At 64.9% G+C, this 21,967-nt stretch carries 19 protein-coding genes; 9 read left to right on the top strand and 10 right to left on the bottom strand.

Features of this window, described 5'->3' with window-relative positions; translation table 11 throughout:
* The first annotated feature begins 58 nt into the window (after positions 1-58).
* Positions 59-769, top strand: coding sequence for a LamG-like jellyroll fold domain-containing protein (locus ACK4MH_RS01400; RefSeq protein WP_409713630.1), 711 nt, complete (start codon positions 59-61; stop codon positions 767-769).
* On the opposite strand, the gene ACK4MH_RS01405 is transcribed toward ACK4MH_RS01400, so the two are convergent.
* From ACK4MH_RS01405 to ACK4MH_RS01435, 7 genes are all read right to left on the bottom strand, one after another.
* A complete protein-coding gene (locus ACK4MH_RS01405) occupies positions 766-1,293 on the bottom strand; it encodes a methylated-DNA--[protein]-cysteine S-methyltransferase (protein WP_409713633.1) in 528 nt (175 codons plus the stop codon). The genes ACK4MH_RS01400 and ACK4MH_RS01405 overlap by 4 nt on opposite strands.
* Entirely contained in the window at positions 1,277-2,368 is a 1,092-nt protein-coding gene (locus tag ACK4MH_RS01410; protein WP_409713636.1) for a bifunctional transcriptional activator/DNA repair enzyme AdaA, read from the bottom strand. The genes ACK4MH_RS01405 and ACK4MH_RS01410 overlap by 17 nt, the downstream gene beginning before the upstream one ends.
* Before the next feature lie 58 nt (positions 2,369-2,426).
* Complete coding sequence (locus ACK4MH_RS01415) at positions 2,427-2,636, bottom strand: helix-turn-helix transcriptional regulator (RefSeq protein WP_409713639.1); 210 nt, start codon at positions 2,634-2,636, stop codon at positions 2,427-2,429.
* Positions 2,629-3,342 carry a hypothetical protein gene (locus ACK4MH_RS01420; RefSeq protein ID WP_409713642.1) on the bottom strand — a complete coding sequence of 238 codons (714 nt, stop codon included), beginning with the start codon at positions 3,340-3,342 and terminating at the stop codon, positions 2,629-2,631. Before ACK4MH_RS01420 ends, ACK4MH_RS01415 begins: the two co-directional genes overlap by 8 nt.
* Positions 3,343-3,410: 68 nt before the next feature.
* Positions 3,411-5,186 (bottom strand): SLC13 family permease, encoded by a 1,776-nt coding sequence (locus ACK4MH_RS01425; protein WP_409713645.1) that lies wholly within the window; start codon positions 5,184-5,186, stop codon positions 3,411-3,413.
* 101 nt (positions 5,187-5,287) lie between these two features.
* A complete protein-coding gene (locus ACK4MH_RS01430; RefSeq protein ID WP_409713648.1) occupies positions 5,288-6,403 on the bottom strand; it encodes an HAAS signaling domain-containing protein in 1,116 nt (371 codons plus the stop codon).
* 26 nt (positions 6,404-6,429) lie between these two features.
* Positions 6,430-6,765: a PadR family transcriptional regulator gene (locus ACK4MH_RS01435; RefSeq protein WP_135194868.1), complete on the bottom strand. Its 336-nt coding sequence runs from the start codon at positions 6,763-6,765 to the stop codon at positions 6,430-6,432.
* A 122-nt stretch (positions 6,766-6,887) separates the two neighbouring features.
* Between ACK4MH_RS01435 and ACK4MH_RS01440 the strand changes: the two genes are divergently transcribed.
* From ACK4MH_RS01440 to ACK4MH_RS01455, 4 genes are all read left to right on the top strand, one after another.
* On the top strand, positions 6,888-9,863 hold the full coding sequence (locus ACK4MH_RS01440; RefSeq protein ID WP_409713651.1) for a class I SAM-dependent DNA methyltransferase: 2,976 nt from the start codon (positions 6,888-6,890) through the stop codon (positions 9,861-9,863).
* A gap of 78 nt (positions 9,864-9,941) precedes the next feature.
* The gene (uvrB, locus tag ACK4MH_RS01445; RefSeq protein WP_409713654.1) at positions 9,942-12,296 is read left to right on the top strand and encodes an excinuclease ABC subunit UvrB; all 2,355 of its coding nucleotides are present in this window, start codon (positions 9,942-9,944) and stop codon (positions 12,294-12,296) included.
* A gap of 108 nt (positions 12,297-12,404) precedes the next feature.
* Positions 12,405-13,619 carry an AAA family ATPase gene (locus ACK4MH_RS01450; RefSeq protein ID WP_409713657.1) on the top strand — a complete coding sequence of 405 codons (1,215 nt, stop codon included), beginning with the start codon at positions 12,405-12,407 and terminating at the stop codon, positions 13,617-13,619.
* Entirely contained in the window at positions 13,619-14,254 is a 636-nt protein-coding gene (locus ACK4MH_RS01455; protein ID WP_409713660.1) for a hypothetical protein, read from the top strand. The genes ACK4MH_RS01450 and ACK4MH_RS01455 overlap by 1 nt, the downstream gene beginning before the upstream one ends.
* 232 nt (positions 14,255-14,486) lie before the next feature.
* On the opposite strand, the gene ACK4MH_RS01460 is transcribed toward ACK4MH_RS01455, so the two are convergent.
* Positions 14,487-15,239: a hypothetical protein gene (locus tag ACK4MH_RS01460; RefSeq protein ID WP_409713662.1), complete on the bottom strand. Its 753-nt coding sequence runs from the start codon at positions 15,237-15,239 to the stop codon at positions 14,487-14,489.
* 175 nt (positions 15,240-15,414) lie between these two features.
* Between ACK4MH_RS01460 and ACK4MH_RS01465 the strand changes: the two genes are divergently transcribed.
* Positions 15,415-15,981: a hypothetical protein gene (locus ACK4MH_RS01465; RefSeq protein WP_409713665.1), complete on the top strand. Its 567-nt coding sequence runs from the start codon at positions 15,415-15,417 to the stop codon at positions 15,979-15,981.
* Between the two features lie 273 nt (positions 15,982-16,254).
* Positions 16,255-17,760 carry a DEAD/DEAH box helicase gene (locus tag ACK4MH_RS01470; RefSeq protein ID WP_409713669.1) on the top strand — a complete coding sequence of 502 codons (1,506 nt, stop codon included), beginning with the start codon at positions 16,255-16,257 and terminating at the stop codon, positions 17,758-17,760.
* Between the two features lie 221 nt (positions 17,761-17,981).
* Here ACK4MH_RS01470 and ACK4MH_RS01475 read toward each other — a convergent pair whose 3' ends face one another.
* Entirely contained in the window at positions 17,982-19,349 is a 1,368-nt protein-coding gene (locus ACK4MH_RS01475) for an OmpP1/FadL family transporter (RefSeq protein ID WP_409713672.1), read from the bottom strand.
* A 162-nt stretch (positions 19,350-19,511) separates the two neighbouring features.
* On the bottom strand, positions 19,512-20,303 hold the full coding sequence (locus ACK4MH_RS01480; protein WP_409713675.1) for a competence/damage-inducible protein A: 792 nt from the start codon (positions 20,301-20,303) through the stop codon (positions 19,512-19,514).
* Positions 20,304-20,401: 98 nt separating this feature from the next.
* On the opposite strand from ACK4MH_RS01480, the gene map reads away from it, so the two are divergent.
* Both map and ACK4MH_RS01490 read left to right on the top strand, forming a co-directional pair.
* Positions 20,402-21,220, top strand: coding sequence for a type I methionyl aminopeptidase (gene map / locus ACK4MH_RS01485; protein ID WP_409713678.1), 819 nt, complete (start codon positions 20,402-20,404; stop codon positions 21,218-21,220).
* Between the two features lie 24 nt (positions 21,221-21,244).
* The gene (locus ACK4MH_RS01490; protein ID WP_409713681.1) at positions 21,245-21,964 is read left to right on the top strand and encodes a hypothetical protein; all 720 of its coding nucleotides are present in this window, start codon (positions 21,245-21,247) and stop codon (positions 21,962-21,964) included.
* Positions 21,965-21,967: the final 3 nt, after the last annotated feature.

Genomic DNA, 21,967 nt, shown 5'->3' on the forward strand with positions numbered 1-21,967 from the left:
TTGCCTCGCGCGATCATTCCCATAGTGTCGCGCGACAAAACCGCTGAGAGACCGAACCATGCCTGACGCCCTGCCCCTCGACCGCCGCCGCCTGATGGCCTTGGGCGCATCGGGCGTCGCGGGCGCGATTCTGCCGGGATGTGCGACGATGGGGGCTGCGGCGCCGCGCCAGACGGTGTGGACCTTTGATCGGTTGGCAGACATCGGCGGGGTCGCGACCAGCGTCGAAGGCGCGCCCGTCCTGATCGACAGTCCCTATGGCCGGGCCGTGCTGTTCGACGGCGTGGACGACGCCCTGTTCATCGAGGATCACCCGCTGGCCGGGGCCGAGACCTTTACCTTCGAAGCCCTGTTTCGGCCAGACGGGGGCGCCTTCGAGCAGCGCTGGTTCCATCTCGCCGAGGAGGCGCCCGCCGGCCAGCCCCCGTCTCAGACGCGCTTCCTGTTCGAGATTCGCGTGGTTCAGGACCGCTGGTACCTGGACGCCTTCACGCGCGGCCCCGGCTATAACCACACCCTGATCTTCCCCGAACGCCTATACCCTTGCGGCCAATGGTTCCACGTCGCCCAGACCTTCGACGGCGTCATGTACCGGGCCTATGTCGACGGCGTGCTGCAGGGCGAACATGCCGTGCCGTTCAAGCCCCAGGGACCGGGTCGCGCCTCGGTTGGCTGTCGCATGAACCGCGTGAACTATTTCAAGGGTGCAGTGCGCCAGGCCCGCTTCACCCACGCCGCCTTGCCGCCCGAGCGGTTCACGCGGCGCTAGAGCAATCGGCCGGCGGCTTCGTGCGCCAGCAGCCAGCGCTTGCGCTCCAGCCCGCCGGCATAGCCGGTCAGCGTCCCGTTCGCCCCGATCACGCGGTGGCAGGGCACGATGACCCCGACCGGGTTCGCGCCATTGGCCAGACCGACCGCCCGCACCGCCTTGGGCGCGCCGATCGCGGTCGCCAGCTGGCCGTAGCTGCGCGTCTGGCCGGCGGGAATGTCGCGCAGGGCCCGCCAGACGGCGCGTTGAAAATCCGTGCCGCCGGTCTTTACCTCGACCGTGTCGAAGGCGGTCAGGTCTCCGCCGAACCAGGCCTCGACGGCCTGACGCACCGGCTGAGGCGCACGCTCTTCGGTCAGCACGACCTCGCCATAGTGACGACGCAGCAGCAGCCGTAGCCGCGCCTCATAGTCGTGGAAATCCAGCGCCCGCACTGCCCCGTCCGCATCGGTGACGACCAGCACCTCGCCCACGGGCGACGGGATTCGATCCAGGGTCAGATGCATCTCAGGCTGCTTGGTCATCTCGCCGTTCCTCGATCAGGGTCCAGTACAGGGAGCCGTAAGCCCGCCACGGCCGCCATAGCTCCGCGCGCGCCAGCAGTCCGACATTCGTCGTCGCCAGCCTGTCGCTGGGCGCATCCTCGCCCGCGTCGATCCAGTCGCCCGCAGGCCGCAATCCCGGCCGGGTCTCGACGGCCGCCCGCAGGACGGGATCGGCCGACAGGTCGCGCGTGATCGCCTCGGGATCGGCGGCGAGGTCGAACACCCGCCGCACCCGCGCCAGAACGCCGGGCAAGGCCTTCAGCTCGCCGACCCGCGCCTCGACCGCCGCCTTGCCGATAGCGGCGGGGCGCACCGTCACAGACCCGTCCGTGCCATCCACGTCGACGCGCAGCCGCCGGGTCCACACGCCATCGACCACCGCCTCGTCCGCGACGCCGCGCATCGCCAGCGTTGTCATCATGGCGGCCCAGTCATAGGGGGGCCGGTAGGACAGGTTGATCTTGATCACCCCGCCCGGTTCGCCTTCGACCTTGCGCCGGCGCAGGTCCGACGGCGCGCGGCCGTAGAGGGCCTGGAATGTCTCATTGAACCGTCGCACGCTGCCGAAGCCGGAGGCCATCGCCACCTCGGCCATCGACAGGTCGCTTTCGTGGATCAGCTGTTTGGCCAGCAGCACGCGCCGCGTCTGGGCCACGCTGACGGGGGCGGCGCCCAGGTGCTGGCGGAACAGGCGGCGCAGTTGCCGCTCGCCCATGCCCAGCCGAGTCGCCAGCGCCTCCGCATCGCCCCTATCCAGCGCGCCCGCCTCGATCATGGCCAGAGCGCGGCTGACGGTGTTCGACGTGCCCAGCCAAGCGCCCATCTCGGGCGCGGTCTCGGGCCGGCAGCGCAGGCAGGCCCGAAGCCCCGCTTCCTCGGCCGCCGCCGCTGTCGGATGAAAGACCACATTTTCCCGCTTCGGCGTCCGCGCCGGACAGACCGGCCGGCAATAGATCCCGGTCGAGGTCACGCCGGTGAAGAAACGCCCGTCGAAGCGGGCGTCCCGCGCCACGACGGCGCGCCAGCAGGCGTCCTGATCCAGGGGCTGTTCCATGAGGACAGGATGCCCCCGCCGCCTCGGCATGTCTCGCGGTTTTCGGACATGGATCGGATCAGTCCTTGAGGAAGAACAGCGCCTCCACCGTCGTCTCCAGCGCCCGCGCCAGTTCCAGCGCCAGAACGGTGGAGGGCACGAAGACGCCGTTCTCGACCGTATTGATGGTCTTGCGCGAGACGCTCGCCTTGTCGGCCAGCCCCTGTTGGGTCAGGCCCGCGGCGGTGCGCAGTTCCTTGAGCCGTGACCCCAGTCGCGGATCACCCATCGCGGCCGGCCTCGCGGTCCAGCCAAGCGAACCGCAGGCCCGCTGATGCACCGCCCAGCGCCAGCACATAGGGCAAGGCCATTACGCCATAGTCCGCTCGCCACAGTCCCAGACCCAGGGCCACGGTCACGCCGCTCATCAACACGACGAAGGCCAGGATCATCGACCGCGCCCGCATCACCTGGGTCAGTTCATCCTCCAGCAGGCGGCGGTTCTTCTGCGCATGCCAGTCCCACCCCATGACCAGCACGGGGATCAGCCAGCCGTACAGGACCGGCAGCAGGATCTGGACGTAGGCGCCGAGGTTATGGTCCCCGCCCAAGACACGCTGCATGGCGCTGTGGGCCTGGGCCATGAACAGCAGCAGCACGGCGGGGTAGATCACCAGCTGTTGGGTCCGCGCGCGTTGAAGCTTGTCGCGCTGGGCGCCCTCGCCGCTCGTCGCCATATCGATCGGTCGGCCTGGCCGCCCAAACCAGGCCAAGATCGACCCAATAAGGACCACAGCAAAGCCCATCCCCGCGACCACGCCGGCCGCCGTCGCCTGATCCCCCTCCGTTCCGAAAAGGATCGCGAAGCCCGTTCCGCCGGCTAGCGCGACGGCGCCGACGAACACCATGACGATCCCGCTCCACCAGCATCTGCCGCGTTCCGTCTTCATCTGCTGAACCACAGCCCCGGCGTAGCCGCTTTCGTCATTGCTCATGACATCCTCCTGAAGTAACCTTGAGGTGACATATCACCTATAGGTTACATGCCGTCAAGAGGCGATCATCACATCGGCCAGAACAGCAGGATCATCGGCGGGCCGATGACCAGCACCAACAGGCTCAATGGCGCGCCCAGCTTCGGATAGTCCGAGAATTTGTAGCCGCCCGGCCCCATGACCATGGTGTTGCACTGGTGTCCGATGGGGGTCAGGAAATCGCACGCGGCCCCCACCGCAACCGCCATCAGGAAGGGGTCGGGTCGATGGCCCAGCTGCTGGGCCAGAACACCGGCGATGGGCGCCACGACCAGAACCGTGGCGGCGTTGTTCAGGAAGGGCGTCACCGCCATCGACACGGCCATCATCCCCGCCACGGCGACCACTGGCGGAATGCCCTCAAACACACCCTTCAGGGCACCGGCGATCAAGTCGGCCCCGCCGGTCTGCTGAATGGCGTCGGACACGGGGATCAGCGCCGCGATCAGGACCAGCAACGGCCCGTCCAACGCCGCATAGGCATCCCGCATCCGCAAGCCGCCCAGGGCCACGATCACGACCGCCGCGCCGAAGAAGGCGATGGCCACAGGAAGGATGCCGAACCCCACCATCACCATCGCCGCCGCCAGCACCACCGCCGGCAGATATTTCCGCCGCGTCCCTCCCAGACGCACTTCGCGCTCGGCCAGAGGCAGCAACTGCAATTCGGCCAGCACCTTGGGCAAAGCCGCCTCTGACCCCTGCAACAGGAGCACATCGCCGGCCTGCAGCTTGGCCGTCCGCAGATGCTGGGTCAGTTCATAACCGCTACGCGACACGCCCAACAGATTGAGCCCATGTTGGCCATAGAGGTCCAGTTGCCGCACAGACTGCCCCGTCAGCGGCGAGTCTGCGCCCACCACCGCCTCGACCAGATGCACCTCGTCCTTGGCCTGTTCCAGCAGGACGGGCCGGTCCCCGCGCACCAGCTTCAGCTTCGTCGCGTCTATGAAACCCTCCAACGCTTCATGGTCCCCCTTCAGCAGCAGGGTGTCGCCGGCCTGGACCTGGGTGTTCCCGCGAGGCCGCGTACGTCGCTTTCCGTTGCGGATCAGGGCCATCACCTTGATCGCATCGGGTGCCATGGCCGATAGGGCGGTGATGGTGGTGCGATCGAGCGTCCAACCGTCAGGCACGCGCGCCTCGGTCAGATAGGCGTTGGCCGACAAGGCGGCCGACAGTCCCAGCGTGCCCGTTCGATCCTTGGGCAGCAGTCGATAGCCGAACGCCAGAAACACCAGCGCCGCCGCCGTCAGCGCCAGACCGACCGGCGCATAGTCGAACATCTGGAACGGCTGGCCGACGATGTCCTGACGCACTTCCGCGACCAGGATGTTGGGCGAGGTGCCGACCAGCGTCACCATGCCGCCCGCCATGGCGCCGAAGGCCATCGGCATCAGCAGCCGCGACTGCGGCGTGCCGGTCCTGCGCGAGACCTGCAGCGCCACCGGCATCATGATCGCCAAGGCCCCGACGTTCTTGGTCACCATGGACAGCAGGGTCACCGCCGTCGTCAGAACCGGAACCTGGCTGCGTTCAGTCTTCAGGTGCGGCAAGACCCGCTTCAGCGCCATCTCGACGATGCCGGACCGAGCAAAGGCCGCCGAAACAATCAGGGCGCAGGCGATGATGACCGTCACGTCGTTGGCGAAGCCGGCGAAGGCGTCCTCCGCCGGGATCACGCCGACGGCCAGTCCCGCGACCAACGCCGCCAACGCCACCAGATCATAACGGAAGCGGCCCCAGATGAAGGCCGCCACCGTCAGGCCCACCAGGCCGAACGCCAAACCCTGTTGTAATGTCACGCGATAACCCAGCCCCGATGCGGTCCAGAACGGCGCCGCTTGGCGCAAACGGCGAAATCGTCCGAAGGTTCAGCCCCTCCCGTCGCGGAAGGGGCTGTTTTTCAGCGACCGACGACCAGTCGCGCCGCCGCCCGGACCACCCGCACCACCTCGGCCGCGAAGGCCCAGACCACCACGACCATCAGGATCGTCGCCACCCCGCCCACGTCCTCGCCCGAGCGGCCGATCAGCACCCGCACCCGCTCCACGAAGTCGGTGACGGTCCCGACCCAGATCAGCGGCGACAGCGCCGACCAGAACCAGACCCACAACAAGCCCCAGGCGGCCGCGATCCCGAACACCAGATCGCCTAACGCCGTCAGCCGCACATTGCCGCCCGATGCCGCCCGCATCAGGTCGAACCCGACACGGCAGGCCGCGAACAGGGCGACCGGCCAATAGGCGGCACGCACCATCTCCCCCAGGATCCGCCCGTAATCGACGCCATCGACGACGCCCGCCAGATCCTCTGGCCGGATCGGCGCGACCTGCAGCAGACCCGTCCACCACAGCAGCACCACGGCCCAGCCGATAGCGCTGGCCACCGCGCGGGCGACCGGCGACATCTCGGCGCTCTTGCGCACCTCGGCGCCGGGCTTGGCCTCGGGCTTGGCCTTGGACGAAGACCAGTCGCCGCGCGCCAGCTTCTGCCCCCACTGATCGGCGTCGAAATCGCCGCCCAGTTCGAACATGCCCAGATCCTTGACCCGCCATCTGGCGATGAAGTCCGGCTTCTTCTCCTGACGCTCCAGCACGAAGCCGGCGAGGGTCAGAAGGCCGACGATGGTGATCGCGCCGCTGATCAGGCTGGCGATCCCCTGCCCGATCGCCTGGCCCACATAGACGTCGCCGACCAGCACCCGCACCGCCAGCCCGATCAGGGTCACGCAGGCCATCACCGTCAGCCCGACCTTCACCCCGAACATCCACCACGGATAGAGCTCCGGCCCGATCAGCGCCTGGGGCCCGGAGCGATAGCGCGCCGCCACCGTCAGGGGATGGCCGACCTCGCGTAGCAGGGCCTCGACCTCGTCGTCGGTCGGCGCACGACCCAGACGGGCCTCCAGCGCATCGATCCGCCCCATGATCTCGTCGCGCAGCTCGGCGACGATGTCGTCGCGACTGTCCTTGGGCAACTGCGCCGCCAAGGTCTTCAGATAACGTTCGACCAGGTCCATGCCCGTCTCTCCCTCTTTCCCGGTGTTCACAGCATCTTCTCCAGCGAGGCCGACAGGCCGCGCCATTCGGTCGCCAGCCGCGCCAGCATCGCCTCGCCGCGCGGCGACAGGCGATAAAACCGCTTCTTGCGCCGCTCCTCCTCGCGCCATTCGCTGTCGAGCAGCCCCTGGCTCTCCAGCCGACGCAGGAGCGGATAGAGGGTGCTCTCCTCCATCTCGACCCCGACCTCGCCCAGCGCGACCCGCAGCGAATAGCCATATTGCTCGCGCCTTAGGCTCGCCAGCACGGCCAGGATCAACGACCCCCGCCGCAGCTCCAGCCGCAGGCTCTCGAACAGAAGCGCCTCATCGTTCTGGCTCACCCGCCATCTCCGTGCGTCACATAGTGTGTGATACACAGTGTATGAGACATACTGTGCGAGGGAGTCAAGCTTGCCACCCACCTCGAAGCGGGCGAAGGGAGCTACAGCCCGAGGGAGCAGACGTGAACGCCGCAGACTTTATCGCCAAATGGAGCGACGCGACCCTGCGCGAGCGGCAGGGCTCGCAGATGCATTTCCTCGACCTCTGCGCCCTGCTGGATCAGCCTCAGCCGACCGACCCCGACCGCTATTGTTTCGAGCGCGGCGCGACCAAGGCGGGCGGCGACGACGGCTGGGCCGATGTCTGGCGGCGCGGCTGTTTCGCCTGGGAATACAAGGGTCCGCACAAGGATCTGGACAAGGCCTTCCGCCAGTTGGCGACCTATGTCTCGGACCTGGAAAATCCGCCCTATCTGGTGACGTCAGACATGTCGCGGATCATCGTCCGCACCAATTTCACCAACACCGTGACGGCGGTCCACGAGCTCGCGCTGGAGGACCTGCGCGACCCGGCCAAACGCGACCTGCTGCGTCAGATTTTCGAAGGCTCGGAAAAGCTCAAGCCGACCGTCAGCCCGCAGGAGTTGACGGCCAAGGCCGTCGAACGCTTCGCCGAACTGGGCCGCCGACTACAGGATCGCCGAACCAAGGACGACAGGCCGCTGCACGATCCGCGCGCCATCGCCCACTTCCTGAACCAGCTCGTCTTCTGCATGTTCGCCGAGGACGCGCGGCTTCTGCCCGACAAGCTGTTCACCAAGACGATCAAGGGCGTCCAGACCCGCCCTGCCCTGGCTCAGAAGGCCCTCGCCAGCCTGTTCAAGGCCATGGCCAGCGAGGAAGAAGACGACCGCTTCTTCCTCGGCGTCGGCGTCATCAACTGGTTCAACGGCGGCCTGTTCGACGGCGCCGAGCCCCTGCTGCTGGAAGCGCCAGACCTGAAACTGGTCGCCGACACCGCCGACGAGCATGACTGGTCTGAAATCGACCCCGCCATCTTCGGCACAATGTTCGAAGAGGCGCTGAAGGCCACCCGCAAGCGCGCCGCCCTGGGCGCCCACTACACCGACCGCGCCAAGATCCTGAAGATCGTCGATCCCGTCATCGTCTGGCCGCTGGAGGCCGAATGGGCCGCCGCCCGCGCCGACATCGCCGCAGCCGCCGACGACGCCTGCGCCGCCCAGGCGCGTCGTCAGGCCATCTTCGACAAGGCCGGCGACGCCCTGAAAGCTGGCGAAGGCAAGGGCGACGAAGCCAAGCGCCGCAAGGCCGTCACCCAGGCCGACCGTGACCGCACCCTGGCGCTGAACCGCGCCCGCGATCGACTGGAGGCCTTCCTGCAACGGCTCGGCGCCTATCGCGTCCTCGACCCCGCCTGCGGCTCCGGCAACTTCCTCTATGTCGCGCTCCATGCGCTGAAGGATCTGGAGCTCAAGGCCCTGATCGAGGCCGAACGCCTGACGGGCCTGCAATCGCCGGGGCCGCGCGTGACCCTGGACGCCGTGCGCGGCATCGAGATCGAGCCCTACGCCGCCGAACTGGCCCGCGTCACCCTGTGGATCGGCGACCTGCAATGGAGCCTGAAGAACGGCTACCGCAACTGGCCCAAACCCATCCTGGCCAAGCTCGACCAGATCGAGAACCGCGACGCCCTGCTGAACCCCGACGGAACCGAGGCGGAATGGCCTGCGGTGGACGCCATCATCGGCAATCCGCCGTTCCTTGGTGCGAGTAAAATGATCTCCGCCATGGGAGAAGAGCAAGTAGTTCTGTTGCGGAGCAGATACGTGGGTCGAGTGCCTGGCTTCGCCGACTTTGTGACATTTTGGATCGAAAAGGGTTGGCAAGCGCTGGCGTCTAAAAACGCAGTGCGAGTAGGCTTTGTGACGACTAACTCGGTTAGGGGCGGCACAAATCGCAAAGTGCTTGAGCCAATTGCCGATGAAAAAGCCATCTGGGAAGCTTGGCCAGACGAAGCCTGGGTAGTGGATGGAGCGGCAGTTCGGGTCTCTATGCTCGGGTACGGAACGGGGTTTGTCAGCCGCCGAGTCAACGGGGCTGAAGTTGTCGCGATTAATGCCGACCTCACTTCATCCGGTTTCGATCTTTCGAAAGCCAAGCGCCTCGGCGAAAATAAGGGCTTTTCGTTCTACGGCACAAAAAAGGGTGGTTCTTTTGATATTCCGGGCGACTTGGCTCGCGCATGGCTTCTAGCGCCGAAGAATCCCAACGACCGGCCCAACTCCGACGTGTTGCATCCACGAGCTACAGGGGCTGATCTGGTTCAGCGATCTTCCGACGAATGGGTCATAGACTATGGAGTTGCTGGTGAGGAAGCCGACGCTGCGCTCTATGAGTTGCCCTTCGGCCATATTCTTAAATTGGTTAAGCCCGTTCGAGAAAAGAACCGGCGTGAACACCGTCGGACACGGTGGTGGCTGCATTCGGAAGCCGCACCGGGGATGCGAGACGCACTAACGGGGCTCAGGCGATATGTTGCGACGCCATCGGTGGCCAAATTTCGTCTGTTCACTTGGTTTTTTGCAGAGATACTCGCTGACCAGCAGGTCATTGCAATCGCACGCGATGACGACACCACCTTCGGCATCCTCCATTCCCGCTTCCACGAGCTCTGGTCCCTGCGCATGGGCACGTGGCTCGGCGTCGGCAACGATCCCCGCTACACCCCTTCCACCACCTTCGAGACCTTCCCCTTCCCCGAAGGCCTGACCCCGAATATCCCCGCCGCCGACTATGCCGACGACCCGCGCGCCGTCGCCATCGCCGAGGCCGCCCGCGATCTGAACGCCAAGCGCGAGGCCTGGCTGAACCCCGCCGATCTGGTGCGGATCGAGCCCGAGGTCGTGCCCGGCTATCCCGACCGCATCCTGCCGGTGAGTGACGAAGCCGCGAAGGTGTTGAAGACCCGCACCCTGACCAACCTCTACAACCAGCGGCCGGAATGGCTGGCCATGGCCCACCGCCGCCTCGACGCCGCCGTCGCGGCCGCCTACGGCTGGCCCGCCGACCTGACCGACGACGCCGTGCTGGAACACCTGTTCGCCCTCAATCAGGAGCGCGCGGCGGCCGGTCGCTGAAGACGCAGGCCCGTGCGGCAACCCTCCGCGCACAGGCGCGCTATGGCGTGACCCATCCGCACGCACTAAGTTCTGTTCATGAACCGTTCTTCGACGCCGAAGCCCGCCGCCGCCAAGCCGGCCAAGCCCGTTCACGTGCCCAATCCGGGGGTGCAGGAGGCGTCGGGGCAGTTCGTGCGGGACACCGGCAAGCCTGCCAAGGCCATGCCGATGTTCGCCCCCGTCACCGGCCCGCGCCTGACGCCGGAGGAGCCTATCGCGGCGCCGGCCGAGTGGGTGCCGCACCGCCCCTCGCACGAGGGCAAGAAAAAAGGCGGGCGCTTCCGGCTGGAGACGAAATACACCCCCGCCGGCGACCAGCCCGCCGCCATCGCCGAGCTGGTGGCTCAGGCCGAGGCTGGCGACCGCGATCAGGTGCTGCTGGGCGTCACCGGCTCGGGCAAGACCTTCACCATGGCCAAGGTCATCGAACAGACCCAGCGCCCTGCCCTGATCCTGGCCCCAAACAAGACGCTGGCGGCCCAGCTCTATTCCGAGTTCAAGAGTTTCTTCCCGGACAACGCCGTCGAATACTTTGTAAGCTACTATGACTACTATCAGCCGGAAGCTTACGTTCCGAGAACCGACACCTACATTGAGAAGGATTCGTCGATCAATGAGCAGATCGACCGGATGCGGCACTCGGCTACTCGGGCGATACTAGAACGGGAAGATGTCATCGTCGTGGCGTCGGTGTCTTGCATCTACGGCATCGGCTCGGTCGAGACCTATACGGCCATGACCTTCACGCTGAAGGTGGGGGACCAGATCGACGAGTCGAAGCTACGGGCCGATCTGATCGCGCTGCAGTACAAGCGCAACGACCTGACCTTCGACCGGGGCATGTTCAGAAAGCGCGGCGACACCATCGAGATCTTCCCGGTCCACCAGGAGGACCGGGCCTGGCGCGTCTCCCTGTTCGGCGACGAGATCGAGTCCATCGCCGAGTTCGACCCCCTGACCGGCAAGAAGACCGCCGACCTGGCCGAGATCACCGTCTACGCCGCCAGCCACTATGTGACCCCGCGCCCGACGCTGAACCAGGCCGCCGCCGGCATCAAGGCCGAGCTGAAGGAGACGCTGGACTGGATGATCGAGAACGGCAAACTGCTGGAGGCGCAACGCCTGGAGCAGCGCACCCGTTTCGACCTGGAGATGATGGAGGCCACCGGCAGCTGCGCCGGCATCGAAAACTACAGCCGCTGGCTGACCGGCCGCGCGCCCGGCGAGCCGCCGCCGACCTTCTTCGAATACATCCCCGACAACGCCCTGCTGTTCGTGGACGAGAGCCACGTCACCATCGGCCAGATCAACGGCATGTTCCGCGGCGACTACCGCCGCAAATCGACGCTGGCGGAATACGGCTTCCGCCTGCCCTCCTGCATCGACAACCGCCCGCTGAAGTTCGAGGAATGGGAGGCCATGCGCCCCCAGACGGTCCACGTGTCAGCCACCCCCGGCCCGTGGGAGATGGACCAGGCGGGCGGCGTCTTCGTCGAACAGGTCATCCGCCCCACCGGCCTGATCGACCCGCCGGTCGAGATCCGCCCCGTCTCCGGCAAGACCCGCAACCAGGTCGACGACGTCATCGACGAGGTTAAGGCGACGACGGCCAAGGGCTATCGCAGCCTGGTCACCACCCTGACCAAGAAGATGGCCGAGGACCTGACCGAATACATGCACGAACAGGGGGTGCGCGTCCGCTACATGCACTCCGACGTGGACACGCTGGAGCGGATCGAGATCCTGCGCGACCTGCGTCTGGGATCGTTCGACTGCCTGATCGGCATCAACCTGCTGCGCGAGGGGCTGGACATCCCCGAGTGCGGCCTGGTCGCCATCCTGGACGCGGACAAGGAGGGCTTCCTGCGCTCCGAGACCTCATTGATCCAGACCATCGGCCGCGCCGCGCGCAACGTGGACGGCCGCGTCATCCTGTACGCCGACCGCATGACCGGCAGCATGGAACGCGCCATCGCCGAGACCGACCGCCGCCGCGAACGCCAGGTCGCCTACAACACCGAACACGGCATCACCCCCGAGAGCGTCAAGCGTGACATCAAGGAGATCATGGCCAGCCCCTATGAGTCGCGCGAGATGGACCGGATCACCCGGCCTGGCGTGGCCGAGGCCTCCAAACCCTTCGTCGGCTCCAACTTCCAGGCCGCCCTGCGCGACCTGGAAGGCCGCATGCGCGAGGCCGCCTCCAACCTGGAGTTCGAAGAGGCCGGCCGCCTGCGCGACGAGATCAAGCGCATGAAGCTGATGGACCTGGAGTTCGCCAACGAAGCCCTGACCGGCGCGGGGGAAGAGGTGGACAAGTCCGCGCCGAAGCGGTGGCGGGCGGACGCGGCGGCGGAAGCGCAGGAGCGGTTTAGGAAGGGGCGGCTTTAAGGGGGGCAGCCTGCCTTCCTTAAGTGCCCGCTAAGCAGGGGAGCTTAACTGTCGCAACTGCGGCGCGCGTCTCCTATATTGCCCTGAACCTAAGCCCACAGGCATCTCGTGATACGAAAATTCAAAATCGAAAATTATAAGTCGATCAAGCGGTTGGAGTTGAATCTTGGCCGTGTAAACGTGTTTATCGGCGAAAATGGATCCGGTAAGAGCAACGTCTTGGAGGCGATTGCGCTAGCCGCGGCTGCTGAAGGCAACAAACTCGATAACGAGTTTCTAACTTCACGCGGCATTCGAGTAACTAACCCAAGGTTAATGCGTTCCGGTTTCAACGCTTCCGATTCAGAACTTCCGGTATCTTTGACTGTTAGCCTAGATGGGGACTCTGAATACAACTATCGACTTACCAACGATAACAAGGTTTACTCTGAATGGGAGCAAGAACGCGGCATCACGTCTAGATTAAGTGAAGCTGGACCTGGATTGTCCAAATTGCTTGAGAGTCTTCCAGATGATGAACAGCGTCGAGAAGTTTTGGAGAAGCTCGCCGCCGCCCTTGGCGTCGCTCTTAAAAATCATAATGAGCAAAAAAATAAATCTAAAGGTAAACCCCGGGAGATCACCGTCAACGTAGAAATGGAGTCGAAATATATTCCGACTTTTGACTCGGTCATAGCAGGATTTGTTATTTATTCTCCCGAAAACTCTTCCCTTAGAACCTTTGAGAGGGAAGGACAAGTTCAACCCCTCGGAGTTAACGGAGAGGGTTTACTTAAGTTATTGTCAGTCATGTATAAATCACGAAACAAGCGTGAGATCGATGAAGTAACTTCTGCGCTTAAGCTTTTGAGTTGGTTTGATGGTTTATCTGTAACAGGAACTGGACCCCGAGCACGTATTAACATAGTGGATAGGTATTTAGACGCAGAAAAAAATACGTTTGACCAGAGAAGCGCTAACGAGGGCTTTCTATTTGTTACTTTTTATTTGGCGTTAATGGTTAGCACATTGACGCCAAAGTTTTTTGCAATCGATAACATCGACGCCTCACTTAACCCAAAACTCTGCAAAAAATTGATGAGCATTATGCCAAAACTTGCAGTCGAGAACGGCAAGCAGGTTTTGCTAACAACACACAATCCCGCCGTTCTCGATGGTATAGATCTCAGCGATGACGAACAACGGCTGTTCGTAGTCAGTAGAAATCGTAAGGGAGAAACACAAGTTCGGCGCATAGATCATAAACCAAGCATGCCCACACGACACAAGCTATCAGAAATGTTTATTTCCGGCGTCCTCGGTGGACTTCCGAATAGATTCTGATGACTACTTTTGCACTAATAACCGAAGGTATTACCGATCAGGTTGTGCTTGAGAGGCTGATTGATGATATTTGTGCTTCAAAATTCGATGACGATATAGAGTTTGTTCCAATTCAACCGGAAAGAGATGCAACTGATGCGTACTCAGCTCCTCACGGCGGATGGGCTTTAGTTCTAGAAGCATGCGAATTGCGGGCCGCCGAAGCGCTTGAATATAATAACTACTTAATCGTTCAGATCGACACTGATTTGGGAGACGATAAGGGATATGGACTAGGGCTCAGCGATGGAGGCATAGCTAAAAGTGTCTCTGTTTTAATTTCTGATGCTAAGAATCTTTTAGCAAGCCGCATTGGCAAAGACGTTTATGACGAAAATAGCCATCGCATCTGTTTTGCGATTTGCATACATTCTATCGAGTCTTGGCTTCTAATTCTTGCTGCTGATCTCGATCACGTCCACACGGGCGAGGCCCGGCTTTCGCGATATCTGAAAAAGATCGATTTCGGTGGTCTTCGCAAGACATACGAGGGCTACGGTGAAGTATGCGACCTTGTTAAATCCAAACGTGTTAAGGAATTTGTGGGGAGTCCTACGAGTTTGGGTCAATTTTTGGACTCTCTGTCCGTGCTTTAAGTAGTTAGCCTCCGACGCGACACCGGCTGAGTATTTCGCCTTGCAGCAGTTACAATGCCAAACGAACTTCTAACTGAGTTGGCTTAGGCGGATGATCCTAGTCTGTTGGTCATAGGCCACGATAACGCTCTCTCCGCGTCGCCGACCGGATCGGTGTCCACGGCGGAGTGGATGAGGGCCTGGGCCTTTATGGCCCTTCTGATCCCTTCTCCCGCAAGGGGAGAAGGGCGGGTTAGAGTTCATCCAGCGTCTTCTCCCACTCCTCCATCGTGACGATCCCGCGCCAGGTGCCGAGGTAGAGGTCGATCCCTTTGGAAATGCGGCGGTCCTGTTCGCGTTCGATGACGGGGTCGAGCCCGGCTTCGCGCAGTTGGTCCTCAAGGGCGGCGATGCGGCGGTCCAGCTGGACGCGGCGGGCCAGTTGGGCGTGACCCCATTCGGTGTTGGCGCGCTCCAGCTTCTGCTTCGCCTGCCAGTATTGGCCGCGCAGCTCCCAGTCGCTCTTGTCGCTGGTGTTCATGGCGAAGCGGTTCTCGGCCTCTCCGAAGTTGGTCAGGATGTCGAAGACCAGTTGTAGGGGGGCGGTCTTGAGCGTCAGGCGCGAGGCGCGGCCGGGGCCGTCGCGGTCGGCCAGTTTGCGATAGGTCTCGGCCAAGGCCGCCAGGGCGCGGGCCTGGGCGAAGTCCTGGGCGTGGAGGGCGCGGCCCGAGGCCTGGGCGGCGGCGCGCGCCAAGGCTGAGGGATCGTTGGGGTCGTCGGGCGACAGGTCGGCGGCGTCCTGAGCCGACAGCGGCTGCGGCGCGGGCGGCGGCGTGTCGGTGCGCGGGTGGCGCGACCAGCCCTCCTTGGTGGCGCGGGCGCGCAGGGCGGCCTCGGTGACGCCGTGTCGGGCGGCTGTGGTCCTGGCGTCGAGGCCGGACAGATAGTCCTGTCGGACCTGGGTCCAGACCTCGGGCGGTTTGATCTTGTAGCGGCGTTTTTCCATGCGGACAGTATGGGACGGTCTCTACCTCAGGCCGGAAGACGGGCAATTTTCGAGGCTAGAGACCTGATTTTCCACATCGCGACATGTCAGGTTAGGTGCGCCAGCCATCCTAAATCCGCGCGCGGCGAGGCTTGCGTCCGATGATGACGCAGGGGCGTGCGACGACCCCTTCCCTATGAGCCAGGGCATACATCGCAAGATCCGGCCGGACGCCGTCTGGGCCGAGGTCCGCAAGGCGTGGGAGGACGGCGAGACCGCGCGCTCGGTCGCCGCGCGCTATGACGTGGGGGTCCATGCCCTGTGGAAGCGGCGCGAGGCGGAGGGGTGGAAACGGCCCGATCCGGCGCAGGCGGGGCCGATCGAGCCGGCGGAAGGCTGGGACCGGCATATCCAGGCGCGGCGCGACGCCTTTTCCGCCCAGCTGGAGGAGGCGCGGGCGCTGGCGGAATGTCTGGCGGCGGCGATGCGGGACGAGCGGCTGACCCGCGCGCCGCACTGGCATATTCCGTGGCTGTATCACTGGCGGGCGACGCATCTGGGGCCGGACGCGACGGCGCGGGACCGGGCGCGGGCGGTCGAGACGGGACAGCCGTGGGCGGAGCGGTTCTGGGACGAGGACGGGACGCTGAAGCCGCTGGCCTGGCTGGATCTGGAGATGGCGCGGCTGCATCCCGAGGAGTGGCGTGAGGCCATCGGACTGCCCGACGGCCTGCCCGAGGCGGCGACGCGATACGCCCCCTGATGTGTGCGGCAGTTGACTTATCGGCGATAAGCGCCCATTTGCGCTGCGTCGCACAATCGCGATCTCCGGCGTCTCCAGCGCGTGTGGGTCCTTCCCGGACCTGTCTGTAGAAGCCGCCGGCCCCTCATATCCATTCGCTGCCCGGACACGCGGGGCGGCGCCCGATCCACCCCGCAGGCCTCATTCCTTGAGGCCCCGTCGGGACTGGCGGTGCGCGGCCCGACGGCGTCATGCCATGGCCGATGCGCGTCGCCGCTACGCGAAAGACACACTGTGAGCATCACCTTCGAATCCATGGGCCTGAACAAGGCCCTCCTGCAGGCCCTGGCCTCGACCGGCTACACCACGCCGACCCCGATCCAGGAAAAGGCCATCCCCGACGTCATGGCCGGCAAGGACCTGCTGGGCATCGCCCAGACGGGCACCGGCAAGACCGCCGCCTTCGCCCTGCCGATCCTGCATCGCCTGGCCGAGAACCGCATCGCCCCCAAGCCGCGCACGACGCGCGTGCTGGTCCTGTCGCCCACGCGTGAACTGGCGACCCAGATCGGCGACAGCTTCAAGGCCTACGGCGCCCACCTGGGCTTCCGGGTCGCCGTGATCTTCGGCGGCGTGAAATACGGCGGTCAGGAACGCGCCCTGCAACAGGGTCTGGACATCCTGGTCGCCGCGCCGGGCCGCCTGCTGGACCATATCCAGCAGAAGAACCTGGACCTGTCGCAGACCGAGATCTTCGTGCTGGACGAGGCCGACCAGATGCTGGACCTGGGCTTCATCAAGCCGATCCGCCAGATCGTTTCCAAGATCCCGGCCAAGCGTCAGAACCTGTTCTTCTCGGCGACCATGCCCAGCGAGATCGGCAAGCTGGCGGGCGAACTGCTGAAGGATCCGGTCAAGGTCCAGGTCACGCCGCAATCGACCACGGTGCAGCGCATCAGCCAGTCGGTCGTCTATATCGAACAGGGCAGGAAGCGCGCCCTGCTGACCGAGATGTTCTCGGATCCCGAATACACGCGCTGCCTGGTCTTCACCAAGACCAAGCACGGCGCCGACAAGGTCGCGGCCTATCTGGAAGCCGGCGGCGTCGAGGCCGGCGCCATCCACGGCAACAAGAGCCAGCCCCAGCGTGAACGCACCCTGGCCGCCTTCAAGGCCGGCAAGCTGCGCGTGCTGGTCGCCACCGACATCGCCGCGCGCGGCATCGACGTGGACGGCGTCTCGCACGTCGTGAACTTCGAACTGCCGCACGTGCCGGAATCCTATGTCCACCGCATCGGCCGCACCGCGCGGGCGGGCAAGGACGGCACCGCCGTCAGCTTCGTCGCCGGCGACGAGATGAAGCTGCTGAAGGACATCGAGAAGGTCACGCGCCAGAAGATCCCGGCCATCGACCGTCGCAACGACAAGGCCCTGGGCCAGCTGGACGCCACCATCATGGCGACCGGCGTCGGCAAGAAGGCGACCATGCCGGAACGTGAAGGCGGCGACCGTGGCGAAGGCGGCCGTGGCGAAGGTCGTGGCGGACGTGGACGCAGCCGCGTCCCGCACCGCGACGGCGTGCGCCCGGAAGGCGGCGGCCAGCCTCATCGCCAGCGTCGCGCCCGTCCGGGCGAAACCCCGGCGGCCCCGCGTCCCGAACGCGCCTACAACCCCCTGGCCGGCGAGCGCGTCCCGTCGATCAACGACAACGTTAAGCCGGCGGAAGGCGAAATGAAGCGCCGTCCCCGTCGTCGCCCGTCCAACGGCGGCAAGGGCTATGTCGGCGGCGCCAAGGCTTGATCTAAATCCTCCCCCGTGAAGCGCAGCGAAACGGGGGAGGGGGACCGCGAAGCGGTGGAGGGGGCGAACGTCGCACGGCGTGAAACGTCGGACATCGCGCCCGTTTCCGCCCCCTCCACCCGCTTCGCGCGGTCCCCCTCCCCCGCTATGCGGTGGAGGAATAAAAAAAACGGCGGCTCCTGGGAAGGAGCCGCCGTTCTCATGTCAGGCGTATGCGGACCTTAGAAGGCCCAGGTCGCGCCCATCGAGAAGCCGACGCCCGAGCCCTTGGCCTCGCCGCGCAGGTTCGAGATGACCAGGCCGTTGCCATAGACGTCGCGCGTGTCGTTGATCTGCGCGGTGTCGATGTCGATGTAGGTCACGGCGCCGTCGAAGGTCATCGAACCGACCGTCTTGGACAGGCCAGCGGCGTAGAGCCAGCGGTCGCCGTCCGGGATACGGGCGGTGCGGTGATCGTCCGAGGTCGGGGTCGGGTCGTAGCCCAGGCCGGCGCGGACCGTCATGGTCGGGTCGATCTTGTAGTCGAAGCCGATCGAGCCGGTGGTGACGTCGTCATAGTCCTGAACGATGGTCGACGAGCCGGTGGCTCCGTAGGCGACGCGGATGGCGTCGAACTCGCTCCAGCCAATCTGGTTGACCTGGGCGTTCAGGGTCAGGCGGTCGTTGACGGCGTAACGGGCCGAGACGGTGGCGTACCAGGGGGTGTTGAAGCTGGCGACGCCGTCAGCCGAAACGTTGGCGGCGGCCAGGGCGCCGGTCAGGCCCGAGATGTTCACCGAGCCTTCTAGCTCGTGCTCGATCTTGGAGCGGTAGGACAGACCCAGGTCCAGCTTGCCGAAATGCATCTGGGCGCCGGCGTTCCATCCGTAGTCCCAACCGTCGCCTTCCAGCTGGTTGCGGCCGTCGGTCGCTGCAGGGATCAGCACCAGCGGAGCCACGCCGGCGACGGTCGGCAGGTTCGGCAAAGCCGACGACAGGGTCGCCTTGGCGTACTGGGCGTCGAAGCCGGCGCCGATGTCCAGCCAGTCGGTGACCGTCATGGCGGCGACCAGGCTGACGTTGGCCGAGCGCAGCTCGGACGTCAGGGCGTCGTAGCGGGCGAAGTCGGGCTGTTCGTACTTGGTGGTGAAGTTGTAGGGCGCCTGGACGGCCAGGCCGACGTTGAAGCGGTCGCCGATCGGCATGGAGACGGCGAAGTTCGGCACGATGCCGCTTTCGACCACGTCGTGGACGTGCGGATCACCGGCGACGACGGTCGAGCCGCTGAGGATGGTGCCGGCCGGGAACGGCGGGGTCGGGGCGGGCAGATTGTAGCTGAGGGTGGAGCCGCGGTTATCGACGTCGGAGTCCAGGATCAGGCCGTGCATGCCGAGATAGACTTCGCGTTGCGTGCCGGCGATGGCGGCGGGGTTCCACCACAGCGATTGGACACCCTTGTCGGCGCCGACGCCGGCGTTGGCGCGGCCCTGGGCGCGCGTCGATTGTTCCTGAACATAGAAGGAGCCGGCCATGGCCGGAGCGGCGACGCCGGCCAGCAGGGCGGTCGTCAGGGCGAGCCCGCCCACGCGGGCGAAGTTCCTGGAGGTCATTTCAAACACCTAAGTAAACGTCGACCGCATTACGCGCGGTCGATCCGGGGAGGAGCCCACTCAGCGTTCACGGCGCGAAAGCGTTGCGGGCAAGGCCCCCATCGGACCGGAAACGGGCGAAACCGTGGCGCCTGAGCCGCACATGATCACGGCTTCGAGAGGTTACGTTGCGGCAACATCGATGCCCATATTTCGCAGTTCGGCGATCAAATCTTGCGCCGCCGCCTCGACCAGGCCCGCGTCACGGCCACGGATGACCAGCTGGGTTCCGATCTCGCCGACGCTGCCGTGGCCGAACGGATAGCTGCCGAACGACAGGTCACGGCGCAGATTTGCGGCCGTCCGCAGCACTTCGGCCACAGCCCCCTCGCCCACCCCGCTGACCTTCAGCGTGCGGGCATGAACGACGGCGCCGGTGCGCAGACGCGGCGCCACGTCCTCCAGCATCGCCTGCATGATCCTGGGCACGCCGGCCATGACGAAGACATTGCCGATCTGGAAGCCCGGCGCGTCGGTGACCGGATTGGCGATCAGCACTCCGCCGTCGGGGATGCGTGCCATGCGGCGGCGCGCGGCGTTGAAGTCGTCGCCATAGCGCCGCGCCAGTATGGCCAGGGCCTCGGGATGTTCGGGCAGGGCCACGCCGAAAGCCGCCGCGACGGCGTCGGCGGTGATGTCGTCATGGGTCGGACCGATGCCGCCGGTGGTGAAGACATAGTCCCAGCGCGCGCGCAGCGCGTCGAGCGCCTCGATGATCCGGTCATGGTCGTCGCTGACGACCCGCGCCTCCATCAGGTCGATCCCCAGCGCGGCCAGGAAACGGGCGATGGTGTTGGTGTTCGTGTCCTGGGTCCGGCCCGACAGGATTTCATCGCCGATGACCAGCACGGCGGCTGTGACGGCGGCGGGGGGCCCGGCAGCAATGGGCCCGGCAGTGGGATCGACGTCGGTCATGCGGGAATCCAAACTCGGGGTTGAGGTTTCATGCTATAACGACCATCTGCGGCGAACGGATTGCGCCGTATCCCCGCCTTTTGCAGACCGATCGCCCCATGTACGAAACGCCCGAAATCGAAACCGACGTCCTGGTCCGCTCCAGCGCCATTCGCGTCCACGACGCCGAAGACTTCGAAGGCATGCGAAAGGCCGGCCGTCTGGTCGCCGAGGCGCTGGACATGATCGCCGCCCATGTGAAGCCGGGCGTCCTGACCAGCACGATCGACGATCTGGTGCGCGAGTTCACCCTGGACAACGGCGGCCTGCCCGCCTGCCTGGGCTACAAGGGCTATGAAAAGACCGTCTGCACCTCGATCAACCACGTCGTCTGCCACGGCATTCCGGGCGACCGGGTGCTTAAGGACGGCGACATCGTCAACATCGACCACACCGTCATCGTCGACGGCTGGCACGGCGATTCCAGCCGCATGTATGCGGTGGGCGAGATCAATGCGCGGGCCAAGAAGCTGATCGACGTGACCTATCAGTCGCTGGAGCTGGGCCTGGAACAGGTCAAGCCGGGCAACACCTTCGGCGACATCGGCTTCGCCATCCAGAAGTTCGTCGAGGCCCAGCGCATGAGCGTGGTCCGCGACTTCTGCGGCCACGGCATCGGCCGCGTCTTCCACGACAGCCCCAACGTCCTGCACTACGGCCGTCGCGGCGAGGGCGCGGTTCTGAAACCCGGCATGTTCTTCACCGTCGAGCCGATGGTCAACCTGGGCAAGCCGCACGTGAAGGTGCTGTCCGACGGCTGGACCGCCGTGACGCGCGACAAGTCCCTGTCCGCCCAGTGCGAGCACACCATCGGGGTGACGGAAGACGGGCTGGAGATCTTCACGGCGTCTCCGGCTGGGCTGTTCCGGCCGAACTGACGGCTGACGGCGCGGGGGTATCCGGTGAGACAAATCATACCCCTGCTTCTGCTGGCGGCGGGATGCGCGCCGACGCTTGATCAGGCTGGCAGGCTGGTTCAGTTGAATGCCGGCTACAGCCAACTCCCCCTTCCGTCAGAAGAACGACCGGTCGAGCAGGTCCGCGACGCTGACAGCCGCGACCTGGCGCTTTGGCTGACACCGGAGCGGGCCGACGCGATCAAGTCAGCCGCCCTTTCGTCATCTCTACCGCCGGCCCCGCCAGGCAATATCGTCATTAAGCTCGTCGAAGCCCCAAGCCTGGTGTCGCAAGGGATTTGCGAAACGGCCCTGAACGGGTTCTTCGGCGAAGATCAGACCGTTCAGGGAAAGCCGACCGTTCGGGTATTCAGCGGGTATCGTCAGGTTCTGTATCGCGCAGCAGATGATGCCGGAGGCTGCACACAGAACGCGAACTCGCCTGAAGGTTTCGCTGCCCTGTCGCCCGAAGCGGCGAAAGGGGCCCTTCAAGCCTACGCCCACGCTCTGGATGCATTGAGCCCTGCCGACCGTAAAGCCGGGACGACAGGATTTCTCGCGCCGAGCCAGATAGTGTCCGTCACGCCATGCTTGGGGGAGACGCGTTGCCTGTCCTTCAGGCTCGCTCCGTCACCAGAGGCGGCGCACGGCTGGGATCTTACCTACAGATACAGTTTTGGTCGGCAGGTTCGATTAAGCGCGATGGCACCCCCGCCGCCCTCATAAGCG

It is taken from the genome of Brevundimonas sp., from assembly GCF_046295075.1.
Taxonomy (GTDB): Bacteria; Pseudomonadota; Alphaproteobacteria; order Caulobacterales; family Caulobacteraceae; genus Brevundimonas.

What these genes read in the sequence shown, in the direction of transcription:
- ACK4MH_RS01400 (WP_409713630.1), top strand. Translation starts at nt 59, where the DNA reads ATGCCTGACGCCCTGCCCCTCGACCGCCGCCGCCTGATGGCCTTGGGC.
- ACK4MH_RS01405 (WP_409713633.1), bottom strand. Translation starts at nt 1,293, where the DNA reads ATGACCAAGCAGCCTGAGATGCATCTGACCCTGGATCGAATCCCGTCG.
- ACK4MH_RS01410 (WP_409713636.1), bottom strand. Translation starts at nt 2,368, where the DNA reads ATGGAACAGCCCCTGGATCAGGACGCCTGCTGGCGCGCCGTCGTGGCG.
- ACK4MH_RS01415 (WP_409713639.1), bottom strand. Translation starts at nt 2,636, where the DNA reads ATGGGTGATCCGCGACTGGGGTCACGGCTCAAGGAACTGCGCACCGCC.
- ACK4MH_RS01420 (WP_409713642.1), bottom strand. Translation starts at nt 3,342, where the DNA reads ATGAGCAATGACGAAAGCGGCTACGCCGGGGCTGTGGTTCAGCAGATG.
- ACK4MH_RS01430 (WP_409713648.1), bottom strand. Translation starts at nt 6,403, where the DNA reads ATGGACCTGGTCGAACGTTATCTGAAGACCTTGGCGGCGCAGTTGCCC.
- uvrB (WP_409713654.1), top strand. Translation starts at nt 9,942, where the DNA reads ATGAACCGTTCTTCGACGCCGAAGCCCGCCGCCGCCAAGCCGGCCAAG.
- ACK4MH_RS01455 (WP_409713660.1), top strand. Translation starts at nt 13,619, where the DNA reads ATGACTACTTTTGCACTAATAACCGAAGGTATTACCGATCAGGTTGTG.
- ACK4MH_RS01460 (WP_409713662.1), bottom strand. Translation starts at nt 15,239, where the DNA reads ATGGAAAAACGCCGCTACAAGATCAAACCGCCCGAGGTCTGGACCCAG.
- ACK4MH_RS01465 (WP_409713665.1), top strand. Translation starts at nt 15,415, where the DNA reads ATGAGCCAGGGCATACATCGCAAGATCCGGCCGGACGCCGTCTGGGCC.
- ACK4MH_RS01475 (WP_409713672.1), bottom strand. Translation starts at nt 19,349, where the DNA reads ATGACCTCCAGGAACTTCGCCCGCGTGGGCGGGCTCGCCCTGACGACC.
- ACK4MH_RS01480 (WP_409713675.1), bottom strand. Translation starts at nt 20,303, where the DNA reads ATGACCGACGTCGATCCCACTGCCGGGCCCATTGCTGCCGGGCCCCCC.
- map (WP_409713678.1), top strand. Translation starts at nt 20,402, where the DNA reads ATGTACGAAACGCCCGAAATCGAAACCGACGTCCTGGTCCGCTCCAGC.